Source organism: Arthrobacter sp. zg-Y1143 (assembly GCF_030125565.1).
In the GTDB taxonomy this organism is placed as follows: Bacteria; Actinomycetota; Actinomycetes; order Actinomycetales; family Micrococcaceae; genus Arthrobacter_B.
Genome location: NZ_JASKLW010000005.1, coordinates 406,100 through 421,372, shown reverse-complemented (window position 1 = coordinate 421,372; position 15,273 = coordinate 406,100). Strand labels below are relative to the sequence as shown.

11 protein-coding genes are annotated in these 15,273 nt (G+C 66.5%); 3 read left to right on the top strand and 8 right to left on the bottom strand.

Going from position 1 to position 15,273, the window contains the following annotated elements; translation table 11 throughout:
- Positions 1-97: 97 nt before the first annotated feature.
- The 4 genes from QNN98_RS08530 to QNN98_RS08515 form a co-directional block, all read right to left on the bottom strand.
- Positions 98-340, bottom strand: a complete 243-nt coding sequence (locus QNN98_RS08530) for a hypothetical protein (RefSeq protein ID WP_283996815.1) — start codon at positions 338-340, stop codon at positions 98-100.
- On the bottom strand, positions 337-1,641 hold the full coding sequence (locus QNN98_RS08525) for an inorganic phosphate transporter (RefSeq protein ID WP_283996814.1): 1,305 nt from the start codon (positions 1,639-1,641) through the stop codon (positions 337-339). Before QNN98_RS08525 ends, QNN98_RS08530 begins: the two co-directional genes overlap by 4 nt.
- A 187-nt stretch (positions 1,642-1,828) precedes the next feature.
- Positions 1,829-3,832: an MFS transporter gene (locus tag QNN98_RS08520; RefSeq protein ID WP_283996813.1), complete on the bottom strand. Its 2,004-nt coding sequence runs from the start codon at positions 3,830-3,832 to the stop codon at positions 1,829-1,831.
- Positions 3,833-3,866: 34 nt separating this feature from the next.
- On the bottom strand, positions 3,867-4,277 hold the full coding sequence (locus tag QNN98_RS08515) for an Hsp20/alpha crystallin family protein (protein ID WP_227926345.1): 411 nt from the start codon (positions 4,275-4,277) through the stop codon (positions 3,867-3,869).
- Between the two features lie 328 nt (positions 4,278-4,605).
- On the opposite strand from QNN98_RS08515, the gene gad reads away from it, so the two are divergent.
- On the top strand, positions 4,606-5,985 hold the full coding sequence (gene gad, locus QNN98_RS08510; RefSeq protein ID WP_283996812.1) for a glutamate decarboxylase: 1,380 nt from the start codon (positions 4,606-4,608) through the stop codon (positions 5,983-5,985).
- A gap of 25 nt (positions 5,986-6,010) precedes the next feature.
- Here the strand turns inward: gad and QNN98_RS08505 are convergent, their stop codons facing one another.
- From QNN98_RS08505 to QNN98_RS08495, 3 genes are read right to left on the bottom strand one after another with little or no spacing between them, the layout of a single operon-like run.
- Positions 6,011-6,775 carry an IclR family transcriptional regulator domain-containing protein gene (locus QNN98_RS08505; RefSeq protein WP_283996811.1) on the bottom strand — a complete coding sequence of 255 codons (765 nt, stop codon included), beginning with the start codon at positions 6,773-6,775 and terminating at the stop codon, positions 6,011-6,013.
- Positions 6,776-6,777: 2 nt separating this feature from the next.
- Entirely contained in the window at positions 6,778-8,634 is a 1,857-nt protein-coding gene (locus QNN98_RS08500; RefSeq protein WP_283996810.1) for a bifunctional sugar phosphate isomerase/epimerase/4-hydroxyphenylpyruvate dioxygenase family protein, read from the bottom strand.
- 20 nt (positions 8,635-8,654) lie between these two features.
- Complete coding sequence (locus QNN98_RS08495; protein ID WP_227926349.1) at positions 8,655-9,527, bottom strand: shikimate dehydrogenase; 873 nt, start codon at positions 9,525-9,527, stop codon at positions 8,655-8,657.
- Between the two features lie 240 nt (positions 9,528-9,767).
- Here QNN98_RS08495 and QNN98_RS08490 point away from each other — a divergent pair, with 240 nt between their 5' ends.
- A complete protein-coding gene (locus QNN98_RS08490) occupies positions 9,768-11,123 on the top strand; it encodes an MFS transporter (RefSeq protein WP_227926350.1) in 1,356 nt (451 codons plus the stop codon).
- Between the two features lie 10 nt (positions 11,124-11,133).
- Here the strand turns inward: QNN98_RS08490 and QNN98_RS08485 are convergent, their stop codons facing one another.
- The gene (locus QNN98_RS08485; protein WP_227911267.1) at positions 11,134-12,792 is read right to left on the bottom strand and encodes an ABC1 kinase family protein; all 1,659 of its coding nucleotides are present in this window, start codon (positions 12,790-12,792) and stop codon (positions 11,134-11,136) included.
- A gap of 165 nt (positions 12,793-12,957) precedes the next feature.
- Between QNN98_RS08485 and QNN98_RS08480 the strand changes: the two genes are divergently transcribed.
- Positions 12,958-15,249 carry a glycoside hydrolase family 3 C-terminal domain-containing protein gene (locus QNN98_RS08480; RefSeq protein ID WP_283996809.1) on the top strand — a complete coding sequence of 764 codons (2,292 nt, stop codon included), beginning with the start codon at positions 12,958-12,960 and terminating at the stop codon, positions 15,247-15,249.
- The last annotated feature ends 24 nt before the right edge of the window (positions 15,250-15,273 follow it).

Sequence of the window (15,273 nt, the reverse complement as noted above, 5' to 3'; positions counted from 1 at the left end):
CTGACGTTTCGGGACCCAAACCGGGCCCGGCAACGCAGAAGGCCGGCAGGATCAACGATCCTGCCGGCCTTCTGCGTTGTATCGCTTTTGTTCGTTGCTAACCGTGCAGCGCCGGCACAATCAGGTAGATGCCGTACAGGACTGCAACGGCGCTCACGCCGAAGCACGCAAACGCGCCGGCCTTCGCCAAGGCAACACGGTTGCCCGGGGTGGAAGCAGTGGCTTCGTCCTGGGACACGGCGTACAGCCGCACTCCGAAGGAGTAGACGCCGACGACGATCAGTGCGGCTACCAGCGTGACGCCGAAGACCACGAGGTAGTCCAGCCAGTGGATGTTCATTTGGAACCTGCCTTGACCTTGCGGGTGTTTTTGCCGTTCTTGTTCTTGCGGCCCTTGGAGCTCTTTTTGGCCTTGCCGTGGTTCTTGCCCTGCTTGGCCTTCTTGCCGCCCTTGTTCTTGCCCTTGCCGCGGCGCTTCTTGATGCTCACGACTTCGCCGGCGTTTTCAATACCGCTGTTGCTGACGGCATTGTCATGGCTCACCTTGTCCCGCCGGGACCACAGGAAGATGCCGAGGATAACCAGCGTCCCGACGACGGCGTCGATGACCACGCCCGCTGTTCCCATGGAGGCAACGGCGGCGGTGACGGCACCCATGACCGCTGCTGCAGGGAGGGTCAGCAGCCAGCCGCTGGCGACCCGGCCGGCAGTTCCCCAGCGGACCACCGCGCCCTTGCGGCCCAGGCCCGAACCAATGACGGAGCCGGAGGCAACCTGGGTCGTGGAGAGGGCAAAGCCAAGGTGGGAGGAGGCCAGGATGGCGGCTGCGGTGCTGGTTTCGGCAGCGAAGCCCTGGGCCGGCTTGACCTCGGTCAGGCCGGTTCCCATGGTCCGGATGATGCGCCAGCCGCCTGCGTAGGTACCGGCAGCAATGGCAACGGCACACGAGGCGACCACCCAGAAATGGGGGCCGGTTCCGGCGGTCTGCAGTCCGTCGGCCACCAGGACCAGGGTGATGACGCCCATGGTCTTCTGCGCATCGTTGGTGCCGTGCGCCAGGGCCACCAGCGAGGAGGAGAAAATCTGTGCGTAGCGGAAGCCGCCGCGCTTGCGGGGCAGCTTCTCCCCGGAGTCCGGGTCATGCCGGCGGGTGATCCGGTAGGCCAGCTTGGTGGCGAGGTACGCCACAAAGCCCGCGATGACCGGAGCGATCAGTGCCGGCAGGACCACCTTGGAGACCAGCACCGAGAAGTCCACCGAGCCGAACCCGGCACCCACTACCGCAGCACCGATCAGCCCGCCGAAAAGGGCGTGGGAAGAACTGCTGGGCAGTCCCTTGAGCCAGGTGATCAGGTTCCAGATCACGGCACCCATGAGGCCCGCGAAGATCATTACCGGGGTGATCTGGATTCCGCCGTCGCCCTCGCGGATCAGGCCGTGCGAGATGGTTTTGGCTACCTCGGTGGAGAGGAAAGCGCCAACCAGGTTGAGCACGGCCGCCAGGGCCACTGCTGTTTTCGGTTTGATTGCGCCGGTGGCGATGGGAGTTGCCATCGCGTTGGCGGTGTCATGAAATCCGTTGGTGAAGTCGAAGAATAAAGCCAGCGCGATCACCAGCGCGACCATGAGGGTGAGATCCACCGCATACCCTAACTAAAGACGAGTGAAAAGAGTCCGCGTGGCGGGTTCAGCTTCGGCACGTGTTGCCGAAATCCCGCTTTACGCCAGATTGATCGTATGCGCTCGGGCAGGCGCGGACCAAAGCGGGGGTTGTGCGCTTGCTCTCGCCCGCTGGTTGCACCGAGCGGACCTACCCGCAGTCTTCGGTTCAGATCCGCAGGCTGGTCCGGGGCCCGCGGCCGCCAAGTTCGACGTCGATGTTTGTCTCCGGAGCGGGCAGGACGACACGCCGGGAATGCGTGTTCACACCGTCGGGCTCCACGATGCTGAGGATGTAGCTGCCGGCCCCGGGCAGCGGCAGCTCGTAGTTCCCGGCAGTGTCGGAACGCACGGCCACCGACGGCTGGCCTCCCGGCCGGACCAGGATGACCAGGGCACCGGCAAGCGGCCGGCCGGCATGCTCGATCCGCCCGGAGAGGGTCAGCCGCTGGCGGAAGTGGATGTCATGGTTCGCCGCCGAGCCGGGGAAGGCCAGCACCTCTGAAACCGGCCGCCAGTGGGCATGGTTGGCGACGAGCACGTACTCCCCGTCCCCGGGCAGCACCACGTTGTAGGAGCCGGCGTCGTCGGCGCGGTCCCAGTCCACCGGTCGGCCCGTGCCATCCAGCGCGGTGACGGTGCCGCGCTGCACAGGCTTGCCGTCCGCCGCTGAGAGCATGCGTCCGTGGACCATGATTTCCCGTTTCGCGTCTGCGCGCTGCGGCTGCACTTGCCCCGGTGCCGCGTGCAGATCCGGGTGGGTGGCCTCGCGCCGGCGGGAGCGCGGGATCAGGCAGGACACTCCGGTGGCCGCAAGTGCCGCGATTCCGGCGCAGACGAAAACGGTCCGGAAGGCGTCCAAGCTGGGGAAGGCGGCACCGCTGATGCTCACCGTCAGCGATGCCAGGACGGTGGCCACCACGGCGCTGCAGGTGGAGGTGCCCACCGAACGCAGCAGTGTGTTGACCCCGTTGGCCGCGGCAGTGTCCGTCAGCGGTACGTTGCTCATGATCAGGGTGGGCATAGCGGCCATGGCCATGGCTGTTCCCACCGATATGATCACTGCCCCGGTGATGATTTCGGTCACCGAACCCACAAACAGCACACGCCAGAGGTAGCCGGCCGCCATTACCGCGCAGCCGCTCACCATGGTGGTTTTGGCGCCGAAACCGTTGGTGATCCTTGCAGACACGGGTGCAGCCGCCACCATGGCCAGCCCGGACGGGATCATGGTCAAGCCCGCCACCACCACGCTCAGCCCGAATCCAAAGCCGGTTTCCCGGGGCAGCTGGAGCTGCTGCGTGGTGACCAGCATGTTGGCGTACATGGAGAAGCCGACCAGTACTGCCCCGATATTGGTGAGCAGGACGGGGCGGCGGGCAGAGGTCCGGAGGTCCACCAGCGGCTGGCCGTTGCGCAGCTCCGCCGGAAACCACAGGGCAAAGAACACGGCGGCACCGGCGAACAGGCCCACCACCGGATAACTGGTCCACCCCCAGACACCGCCCTTGGTAATGGCCAGCAACAGCGCGGTCATCCCCGCCGAGAGCAGCACTGCGCCGAGGTAATCGAAGCGGCCGGGTGTGCGCACGTGCGACTCCGGGACAAAAACGGCAACGGCGACCATGAGCAGCGCGGCGATTATTCCCACCACCCAAAACGTTGCCTGCCATCCGAGCCGGTCGTAGATGTACCCGGACAACGGCAGCCCCAGGGCACTGCCAATTCCGAAGCTGGCGCTCATCAGGGACACGGCTCCCGCAATTTTCTTCTGCGGCAGGGCATCGCGCAGGATGCTGATTCCCACCGGGATCACCGCTCCGGAAAAGCCCTGCAGTCCCCGGCCCACCAGCGCCCAGGTGAAGGTTCCGCCAATCGAGGCAGTGAAGGCTCCGACCACCATCATGGCCATTGCCAGCAGCAGCATTCGGCGCTTGCCGTACATGTCCGCCAGCCGCGACACGATGGGTGTGGCCACGGCGGCGGCCAGCAGGGTTACGGTGACCATCCACGAGACGTCGTCGCTGCTGACCCCGAAGACCCGCGGGTATTCGGGCAGCAGCGGCACCACGGCGGTCTTTTCCAGTGAAACCACAATGCCGCCGCAGGCCAGGACGGCAATGACCAGCCAGTCCGGGTACGTTCGCCGCTTCCGTGCCGGCTGCGTGGTCATACCGGTCCTTCCGGTTGGGCTTCCGGCGGTGGAACTAACCGCGCGAGATAGGCACCTTCTTGGAGGAGGGACCAACCTCGGGAACGGGGACGCGGACTTCAAGGACGCCGTCGTTGTAGGAGGCGGTGACGTCGTCCTGGCTGGCGCCGCTGGGCAGGGCAACTTCCCGGGTGAACGAGCCGTACCGGAACTCCGAGCGGTAGCCGTTGCGGCCCTTGTGTTCGGTCTGTTCGCGCCGCTCACCCTTGATATGCAGCATCCCGTCGCTGACCGTAACGTCCAGGTCCTGCTCGGGGTTGATGTTGGGCAGTTCGGCACGGATCACCATGCTGTTACCGTCCTGGTACTCCTCGATGGGGAAGGCCGGGACCTCCCAGTCCCCCTCAAAGAATTTCCGGACCTGGTCGGGCAGTTCGAAGCGTTCGCGCCTTGCAAGTGAAGCCATGGATATCTCCTGTGTATGGCCCGGATTCGCCGCAGGTTGCGCCGGTTTTGCTCCGGCCCTGCCGCCGGGCGGGGAGGAATGCCGGTGCCGCTAGGTTACGTCCGGAAGGTTCCTGCCCTCAATGGATACCCCCGTGCAAACAGGGCCCAGCCGGCGTATTGGGTGGTGGCGGAAACGCCTTTGCCCCACGGTCCGGGCCGCTGGCCTTGAGCCTAGTAATGGATTTTCGCCCCGCGTATAGTTTTCAGGTGCGCACAGTCCTGTGAGGATCCGCCCGCCGTCCACTACGGCACGATACCGACCGGCATCCCGTCGAGAGGCTTCCACAATGGCGCAGAACAACCAGGATTCCGTATCGGTTAATCCCCTTTTTTCCCGCCCGGGCGAAGAAACGTCCGCTCCGAAATTCCGGCTGGCCGAGGGGCAAATGCTGCCGGAAACCGCGTACCAGATTGTGCATGATCAAACCATGCTGGATGGGAATGCGCGCCTGAACCTTGCCACGTTTGTCAGCACCTGGATGGATGACCAGGCGAACCGGCTTTACAGCGAGACGTTCGACAAGAACATGATCGACAAGGATGAATACCCGCAGACCGCGCAGATTGAACAGAACTGCTGGCGGATCCTGGCGGACCTGTGGCACTCACCCGACCCGGAGGGGACCATCGGCACCTCGACGGTCGGCTCCTCGGAGGCCTGCATGCTCGGCGGCCTGGCCCTGAAGCGGCTGTGGCAGCACAAACGGCGCAGCGAGGGGAAACCCGCGGAAAGGCCGAACCTCGTGATGAGTTCCGCGGTGCAGGTGTGCTGGGAAAAGTTCTGCAACTACTTCGATATCGAGGCCCGGCTGGTGCCCATCAGCGAGGAGCACAAGTGCCTGGACGGCTTTGAACTGGAAAAGTACGTCGATGAGGGCACCATCGGCGTCGTCGCCATTATGGGCGTGACCTACACCGGCATGTACGAGCCGGTAAAGCAGATTGCCGCGAAGCTTGATGAGATCCAGTCCTCCACCGGCCTGGACATCGCCATCCACGTGGACGGCGCTTCAGGCGCCATGATTGCCCCGTTCCTCCAGCAGGATCTGGAATGGGATTTCCGGCTGGCGCGCGTGCATTCAATCAGTACGTCCGGACACAAGTACGGCCTGGTTTACCCCGGTCTGGGCTGGGTGGTGTGGCGGGAACGGCAGTGGCTCCCGGAGGACCTGATTTTCTATGTCAGCTACCTCGGCGGCGACATGCCCACGTTCGCCCTGAACTTTTCCCGTCCCGGCGCCCAGGTGGTCCTGCAGTACTACCTGTTCCTCCGCCTGGGCCGGGACGGTTACGCCAAGGTCCAGCAGGCGTCCCAGGATGTGGCCCTGCACCTGTCCAGCGGAATCGCCGGAATCGGGCCCTTCGAACTATGGAATGACGGCTCTGATATCCCCGTGTTCGCATGGCGGCTGAAGGACGGCCAGACGGACAAATGGAACCTCTACGACCTTGCCGAACGGCTCCGCACCAAGGGCTGGCTGGTACCGGCGTATCCCATGCCGGACAACCTGGCCAACCTCACGGTGGAGCGGATTGTGGTCCGCAACGGACTGAGCATGGACCTGGCCGAGAACCTGCTGGCGGACATTCGGCGGGAAACGGCGTACCTCGGCCAGCTGAACGCGCCCATGCCCCGCGAAGCAGAGCACCCCGGCTTCCATCATTAGTCCCTGGAGGGGCCGGGTGCTTGCACTAGGCGCGGCTGCCGAGGTCCCTGCTGATCCGGTCCGCGGCGGCCCGCAGGTGCGGCAGCACAGTTTCTTCGATGCGTTCCTCCGGGGAACTGTGCAGCTGCAGGGACACGTTCGCTGCGGCGACCACTGAACCGTCGGCTCCGCGGACCGGCACCGCCACGCCCCGCAGTCCGTTTTCCAGTTCGTCCGCGACGCGCGAGAACCCTTCGGTTCCCGCGCGCCGCACTGCGTGCTGCAGTTCCGCAATGCTGCCGACCGTGCCGGCCGTGTACTGCATCAGCTGGACCGCAGCGAAGTACTCCTCCTGCTTGGCTTCCGGCAGTCCGGCCAGCAGCACCCGTCCCATGGAGGTGGCCCAGGCCGGGAAACGGGTGCCCACGTTGACCGCCACCCGCACCAACCGCGGCGAAGTGATCCGCGAAACGTAGACCACGTCACTGCCGTCCAGGATGCACAGCGATGTCGTCTCCCCCAGATCTGCGGACAACTGCTTTAGGTGCGGTTCGGCGGCGTGCGGCAGCGAAAGATGGGACAGGAAGGAGGCGCCGATGTCCAGGGTCCGCGGAGCGAGCCGGAAAGCGGTGCCGTCGTAGCCCAGATACCCCAGGTCCCGCAGGGTCAGCAGGAACCGCCGGGCCGCTGCCCGGCTGGTGCCGGCCGCAGCCGCAGCCGAACTGACCGTGTGTTCCGGAACGTCCTTGCTGAAGGCGCCGAGTACGGCGAAGGCCTTCTCCACGGACTTGACGTAGTAGCTGTCCTCCATTCTCAGCCGTCCTTCCGTGCCAGCGTGCCTTCGGCCGCCAGATACTGCGACGCCAGCCGGACCGGGGCGTTGGGTGCGCCGTAGCCGTCATAGCGGCCCCGCCGCTCCACCACTTCGAAGAACACGTTCCCCACGGTGGCCGTGTAGAAGTGTAGGAACGCGCCGTCGCCGTCTCGGTCGTACAGCAGGTTCAATTCCTGCAGCGCGGCCAGGAAGTCCGGCTCCAGCCGGAACCGGGCAGCGAGGTCCTCATAGTAGTTCGCCGGAACGGGCAGGAACCGCAATCCCCGGCCGGCGGCCTGCCTCGCAACAGCGACCAGGTCGGTGCAGGCGAATGCGATGTGCTGGGGATAGCCGCCCGGTTCGGACTCGACCGCGAGCGGGGCGATGTTCAGGGCCAGCCGCACCCCGCCGGCGGTGCTGCGCATCACCTGGCTCCGGACCAGGCCCATCGGGCTCGGAACCTCCTGCGCACCGGCAGCCGAGAGGGAAAGGGTGGCTTCGTAGAAAAGTACGGCTTCGTCAAAATGCTGCCACGGCTGGGACAGGTTGATGTGGTCGATGCCGGTGACCAGCGGCTCCGCGTCCGTGCCGTCGCCCGGATCCGCGCTGAACTCCCCCGCCCAGGCGGCCGTACCGTCCGCGGTGGCCTCGCAGAGGAAGACTTCGGTGCCGTCGGGCGCGTACACGGCCTGCAGTACCTGCTCATCCGCCTGGGTTTCGCGCGGCACCCGGCGGGTGCGCAGCTGCACGGCACGCGAGGCGGCGGCCAGCGGATCCTGCACGTCCAGGCCGAGGGCGGAGATGCCCGGTTCCAGTGCGCCGGCACCGTTGATGATGACCCTCGCCTGGCCCTGGGTCCACAGCTGCGCGGCTTTGGTCCGGTGCCGGCCGCCGAATTCGAAGCCGAGCTGGCGGAGCAAGGTGGATACAGTCTCCGGGTGCTCCGCCTTGACCTCGGCGAAGCTGAAGCCGCTGGGTTCGGCCACCGGGGGCAGGGCCGCCAGGGACATCGGATAGCGTGCCGCGCCGTCGTCCGCCGCCAGACGGGCGGCGGTGCGTTCCTGAAGCAAGGTCAGCGAACGCATGGCGTCCACGGCGGTGCGTTCCTCGGCCGTCTGCCGGAACACGTCATTGAAGATCTCCAGCGAGACCGGTCCGTCGTAGCCGGTGCGGACCAGATGCGCCATAAAGCCCACCAGGTCAAAAGCGCCCTGGCCGGGGAAGACCCGGTAGTGCCGGCTCCAGGACAGCACGTCCAGGGACAGTTTCGGGGCGTCGGCCAGCTGGACGAAGAAGATCTTCTCCGCCGGGATCTTTTCGATGGCTCCCGGGTCCCAGCCGCGGGAGAGGATGTGGAAGCTGTCCAGGCAGGTGCCGATGTTCGGATGCCGGGCCAAATCCACTATGCGCTGGGCGTGCTCGAAATCGTTGACGTAGCGGCCCCAGGCCAGGGCCTCATAGGCCACCTTCACGCCGTACCCGGCAGCAAGGTCACCGAGGCGGCTCAACTGGCCGGCAGCCACGGCGTCGTCGTTAACGGTTGCCGTGCCCGCGTTGCTGCACAGCAGCATGGTCTCAATACCCAGCCGGTTCATCAGCTCGAACTTGGCCCGGGCCCGCACCATGTTCGCCGCCAGTTCCTCACCACCCACGCCTTCGAAATCGCGGAAGGGCTGGTAGAGGTCCAGGCTGAGGCCGAGGCTCCCGGCCAGCGCGCGGATCTGTTCCGGGGTGGAGGGAGAAACCACCAGGTCCGGTTCGAAGATTTCGACGCCGTCAAAGCCGGCCGCAGCGCAGGCCCGCATTTTCTCTTCGAGGCTGCCGCTCAGGCAGACGGTGGCGATAGAGGTGCGCATGGGTGCTCCGGTTCCCGGCCTCAGCGGCCCTGGCTGATGAGTTCCGTGAAGTGGGCGTGCATCCGGGCGGGGTCGGGCCGGATGCCGGTGATGAGTTCAAAAGCGTCCACGGCCTGTCCCACGGCCATCCGGCCGCCGTCCAGTACCCGGCAGCCCTTGGCCCTTGCGCCGCGGACGAGTTCCGTGTCCACCGGGCGGTAAACCACGTCCGCTACCCACTGGGAGGGGTCCAGCAGGTCCAGATCGACGGCGAGGCCGGGATGGGAGTGCATCCCCAGCGGAGTGGCGTGCACCAGTCCGTCCGCCCCGGGGAGCGCAGCGGGCAGGTCCCCGGGCGTGCCGGCGGTGATCTGCCGGCCGGGAAACAGATGCGTGAGGGCCGCTGCCCGGTCCGCGGCCCGTGCCGGCTCGAGGTCCAGGATGGTGAGCCGGCGGGTTCCGGCGGTTAGGAGTGCGTAGGACACGGCGGCGCCGGCGCCGCCGGCGCCCAGTTGCACTGCCGAGTCCAGCTCGGCGTCCGGCAGGCCATCCGCCAGGGCACTGCCGAAACCGGAGAAATCGGTGTTGTGCCCGATGAACCGGCTGTTCCGGATCAGCACGGTATTGACGGCGCCCAGCCGGGCGGCGTCGTCGGAGACGTCATCCAGCTCGGCCAGGACCAGCTGCTTGCAGGGATGGGTGACATTGAAGGCGTTGAAGCCCAGGTCCCGGCCCCAACGCAGCACCTCGCCGACATCGGTGCCGGGCCGCCCCAGCGTCAGGAGGTCGATGGGGCGGTAGATATAGCGCAGTCCCTGGCAGGCGGCTTCGCGCTCATGCATGGGCGGCGTGAGCGAGGCGGTGATGCCTTCACCGATCAGTCCGACAATGAATGTTTCATTGGTGCCGCTCATGGACCAGCTCCTCCCGCTGCATGATTCACCCGTCTCCGTGCCGTGACGGAGCATTCCCTGTGTAAGGGATTGCGCCTTGCCGGAGACTTCGCTGTGAGCTACATTACTTCACGTGTACGGATCATGCACAGGCGTGCGCTATCCGCACAAACGTTCCGCACAATGTTCCGCACAATGTTCCGCACAATCTCCTCCAGCACAGCTTCCCCTACCGCTTCCGCCCATGTCAGGAGAGATGCAATGGACGCATCCGCCCCCGCCGGATCAGCACCGGGCAAGACCCCGCGCAAAGCCGCGACTGCCAGCTTTATGGGCAGCGCCGTCGAGTATTACGACTTCTTCATTTTCGGCTCAGCTGCCGCCCTGATTTTTCCCCGCGTGTTTTTCCCGGACGCTGACGCCCAGGCGAGCGTGATGTCGCTCGCCACCTTCGGCTTCGCCTACGTGGCGCGCCCGGTGGGCGCCGTCATCCTGGGCCACTTCGGTGACCGGGTGGGACGCCAGCGCGTGCTGATGTTCACGCTGCTGCTCATGGGCGGTTCGACGTTCCTGATCGGCTGCCTGCCGGACTTTGGCACCATCGGCTGGTGGGCGCCGATCCTGCTGGTTTTCTGCCGCCTGATGCAGGGGCTGTCGGCCGCCGGCGAGCAGGCCGGCGCCAGCTCCATGACCCTGGAACACGCACCGGACAACCGCCGCTCCTTCTTTACCTCCTGGACCCTCACCGGTACCCAGGGTGGCCAGATCCTTGCCGCCATGGTCTTTATCCCCGTTGTCTCGCTGCCCGATGACATCAAATACAGCATCGGCTGGCGCATTCCGTTCTGGCTCAGCGCCGTGGTGGTAATAGTCACGTACTTCATCCGCCGGTCGCTGCACGAAACCCCTACGTTTACCGAAGCCAAGGAACGCAACGAACTTGCCAAGCTGCCGGTGGGCGTACTGCTGCAGAACCACTGGCGCGATGTCCTTCGGGTCATCTGCTGCGCCTTCATTGCTGCGGTGTCCACGGTGTACGGCACCCTCGCCATCAAGTACGGCACGGAAGTGGGCGACGTCGACGAGAACATCACGCTATGGCTGGTGGTGGCCGGCAACGCCGTCGCCCTGCTGACACAGCCGCTCTTCGGCCGGGTGGCCGACCGGATCGGCCGCCGGCCCGTCTTTATCTATGGCGCCGTGTCCAGTGCGGTGATTATGCCCTTCTACCTGCTGTCCATGGAGTCGGGGAACACGCTGCTGCAGTTTGCCCTGTCCATCGCGGTGTTCTCCTGCGGCTACGCCGCGGCCAATGCCGTGTGGCCTTCCTTCTACGGCGAAATGTTCAGCGCCAACGTGCGTTTCTCCGGGTTGGCCATCGGCACCCAGCTCGGCTTCCTGATGGCCGGCTTTGCGCCGTCCATCGTTGCGGCGCTCGGCGGCCTGGACCCGGGCGGTTGGCTGGTGACCAGCGGATTCACCGCGGTGATCTGCCTCATCGCGGCCGTCTCGGCCTTCACAGCAAGGGAGACCGCGCACGTTCCGACGGCGAAGCTTGGCCAGGTTCCTGCGGCAGATCCCGCCCGCCCGGCCAGGGTGAAGCCCGTGATTCCCTGACCGTCTTCGGCTACAGGCCGCGGAGCCGCGTCCGGCGGGAGGTCCAGGCAATGTACCCGCCGAGCGCCCCCGTGGACGCCAGCCCTGCGCTCATCAGCGGTGCCTGCCAGGACTTCCAGCGGGAGGAATCCCCCAGGGCCAGCTCGCCCACGCCGCGGATAAAGGCGGAGGCGAAAATGGCTGCAACCATGCGGTTGCCCACGCGCTCCAGCCGGATCACCAGCGGCAGCAGCTCCTCCGCCCGGATGTGGACCTCCATCCCCTCGAAGTCCAGGGTGTTTAGCAGCCGGCGGACCTGGTCCGGCAGCTCTGCGCCCAGTTCCAGGACCTCTGTACCCGCCCGTCCCAGCCGCCGGGCGTAGTTCACCGGGTTCAGCTGCTGCCGGGCCATCCGCCGGGCATACGGCCCCAGGACCGGGCCCAGCCGGAAGTCCGGGTCCAGCACTTCGCCCATCCCCTCGGTCATGATCAGCATGCGCAGCAAGAGGGCCATTTCCCGGGGCAGCTGGATGTGGTGCGTGCGCAGGATGCCCAGCCCGGTGGTGATGATGTTGCCCACCGGTGCGGTGTGCAGGTCCTTTCCCGAATACATCCGGATCAGCGGACCCAGGTCCATCCGCAGCTTGACCCGGTCCACCCGGACCCCGGAGGCATTGATGCGCACCAGCGCGTTGGCCATTCGTTCCGGATCCTGGCGGACAATCCCCACGAACAGGCCGGACAACTGGTTCCTCAGCCGTTCATCCACCTCCCCCACCATGCCGAAGTCGATCAATCCAACACTGCCGCCGGGCTCCACGAACAGGTTCCCGGGATGCGGATCGGCATGGAAGAAACCGTCGTCGAAAACCATCTGCATCTCACATGCAGTAGCTGCGCGGGCGAGCGCCGGGCGGTCTATGCCGGCTGCGTCGAGTGCAGCCGTGTCGGTGACCTTTGTCCCGCTGATGCGCTCCATGGTCAGCACCCGTGAGGTGGTGTAGTCCCAATAGATGACCGGGATGGTGATGGCCGCGTTGTTTTCGAAGTTCAGCTGGAACCGGTCCGCGTTGCGTCCTTCCTGCAGGTAGTCCAGTTCTCCGCGCAGGGTGGAGGCGAACTCCTCCATCAGCCCGGTGACGTCATAGTCGCGCGCGGCTTCCCAGTGCTTGCTCGCCGTATTCGCCAGGTTCTGCAGGATCTCAAGGTCCTGGGCCACCTCCTCGGCGATTCCCGGCCGGCGTACTTTGACCACTACCTGCGTGCCGTCCCGAAGGGAGGCGGCATACACCTGGCCGATGGAGGCACTGGCCATGACGCTGGTGTTAAAGGATGCGAAAACTTCCAGGGGGTCCGCGTCCAGCTCCTGCCGCAGTTCCTCGTGGATCCGCGGCCACGGCACCGGCACGGCGTCGTCCTGCAGTTTGGCGAGCTCCTCCTGGTACTCCGGCGGCAGCAGGTCCGGGCGGGTGGAGAGCAGCTGGCCTATCTTCACGTAGGTGGGCCCCAGTTCCTCCAAGGCGGTGCGCAGGTATTCCGGGCGGGTCCGGCGCTGCCTGCCCTCATTCGGAGGTTGCTGCCGGCGGAACGGGAGCCGGCCTTCCAATCCCATGGCGGACACCAGGAACCCCAAACCGTTCCGGGAGAGTATCTCGGCGATCTGCCGGTACCGGTCCAGATGGCTAATCATTGATCTGCTCCGATCCGCCGACACGGCTCTGCGGCCAGGTGCATACCGAAACACTAGCCGCCGTGCCCAACCTCCGCACAGGTCCCGTGTGTATGCCCGGGCCCGGGCCCCCCAACGCGTTCGTGCTCTTCCGGCGGACCGTACCGGAGTCCTAGACTCCGGCACATGCCAATCCCCGCAGCCGGACCGCTCGGCGACTATCCCCGCACATCCGTACCCGGGCCACTGCCCGGACCTGCGGCGTCCCTGCCCGGAGAGGAGAAACTCCTGCTCCTCTCCGGGGAAACCTTTTGGACAACGGCAGCTGCCCCGGCTGCGGGCATCCGTTCCCTGGTGCTCTCCGACGGCCCGCACGGAATCCGCCGTGCCCGCAGCGAGACGGAAGCCGGGATTGGTGATTCCCTGCCCGCCACCTGTTTCCCTGCCGAGTGCCTCGCGGCCTGTTCCTGGGATCCGGAGCTGCTGGCGCTGCTGGGCACGGCGACGGCGCGGGAGGCGGCAGCTGCCCGGGTGGACGTGGTCCTGGGTCCGGGGCTGAACATCAAACGCACGCCGCTGTGCGGACGCAACTTCGAGTACTTTTCCGAAGACCCCCTGCTGGCCGGGCTGCTCGGTGCGGCTTGGATCCGTGCGGTGCAGGCCGTGGGAGTGGGCGCCTGCCCCAAGCATTTCGCCGCCAACAACCAGGAAGCGGAGCGGATGCGGATAGACGCAGCAGTGGATGAGCGCACCCTGCGTGAGATCTACCTGCGCGCCTTCGAAACCGTAGTACGCAGTGCCCGACCGTGGACCCTGATGGCCGCGTACAACAAGGTCAACGGCATCCACGCCGCGGAGAACGCCTGGCTGCTGGACACGGTGCTGCGCGGCGAGTGGGGTTTTGACGGCCTGGTGATGTCGGACTGGGGCGCCGTCACGGACCGAGCTGCGGCGCTCGCTGCCGGCCTGGATCTGGTGATGCCGGCCAGCAACGGGTTGGGAACAGCCGAACTGCAGGCCGGCCTTGACGCCGGGACGATAAGCCGGGACATGGTGGACACCTCCGTGGCACGGCTGGTGCAGCTGGGCGCACACACCGCTGGACCAGTGCGTGAACCGGTCGATCCGGCAGCACACCACCAGCTCGCCCGCCGAGCCGCGGCGGAGTCCATGGTGTTGTTGAAGAACGACGGCGGGATCCTCCCCTTCTCCCCGGACCTCCGGCTGGCGGTGGTGGGCGAACTGGCCCGGACTCCGCGTTACCAGGGCGCAGGGTCCTCGCAGGTCACGCCCACGCAGGTCAGCATTCCCCTGGATGTCCTGGCTGAACGGACAGCGGCAGCGGTGTTCGCGCCCGGGTACCGGCTGGACGGGACACCGGACGAGGCGCTGGTGGCCGAAGCCGAAACGGCCGCGGCCGCGGCCGATGCGGTGGTGTTTTTCCTCGGCCTGCCCGAGGACCGGGAGTCGGAGGGCTTTGACCGTCTGGACCTCGGCCTGCCAGCCAGCCAACTGGACACCCTGCGGGCAGTTCAGGCGGCGAACCCCTGGACGGTGGTGGTGCTGTTCAACGGAGGCGCAGTCGAAACCGAATGGAGCGAGCGGGTACCGGCGGTGCTGGAGGCATGGCTTCCGGGCCAGGCCTGCGGTGAAGCAGTGGCGGATGTACTGCTGGGGGACGTGAACCCCTCCGGGAAACTGGCGGAAACCTTTCCGCACCGGATCGAGGACACTCCCGCCTTTGGCAATTACCCCGGCGAGGCCGGCACCGTGCGTTACGGCGAAGGCCTGCTCGTGGGTTACCGCTGGTACGACGCCCGCGCCGTGGCACCGGCATACTGCTTCGGCCACGGGCTGTCCTACACCAGCTTCGCCTACAGTTCCCTCACGGTGCGGACCACCGATTCGGAAGCCGGACCGCTGCTCACGGTGGAACTCACGGTTACCAACGCCGGGGCGCGGGCCGGGGCCGAGGTGGTGCAGGTGTACTCCGGCGCTCCGGCTCCTGCATCTGGAACCGCGCCGCGGCAGCTGCGGGCCTTCAGCAAGGTGTTCCTGGAAGCGGGGGCGTCCGATACGGTGCTTTTCACCTTGCCGCTGACGGCCCTGGCACGATATGACACTGCCGCTCACCACTGGGTCACCGACGCCGGAGAATGCCGGATCGACGTCGGCTCCTCCTCGCGGGATATCCGGCTGACCGGCACCGTGGAGCTGCCCGGTGCCGGCAGTACCGGGGAACGGCACCCGCTCACGCTGAACTCGACAGTGTCGGAGTGGTTGGCGGATCCGCAGGGCCGCCAGCTGCTGGGCGGAATGGGCGGGGCGGGCGCCGGGGACGCCGGTCCTTCCGGGCTCGCCGGTGCGCTGGCGATGATGGGTTCGCTCCCGCTGCGGCGGCTGGCCCGGTTTCCGGGCAGCCCGCTGACGCCGGAGGTGCTCGCCGGTTTGGAGCAGGCACTGGCGTCGGGCCGCTAGCCCCGGGCGGACCAGCCGGTCCGG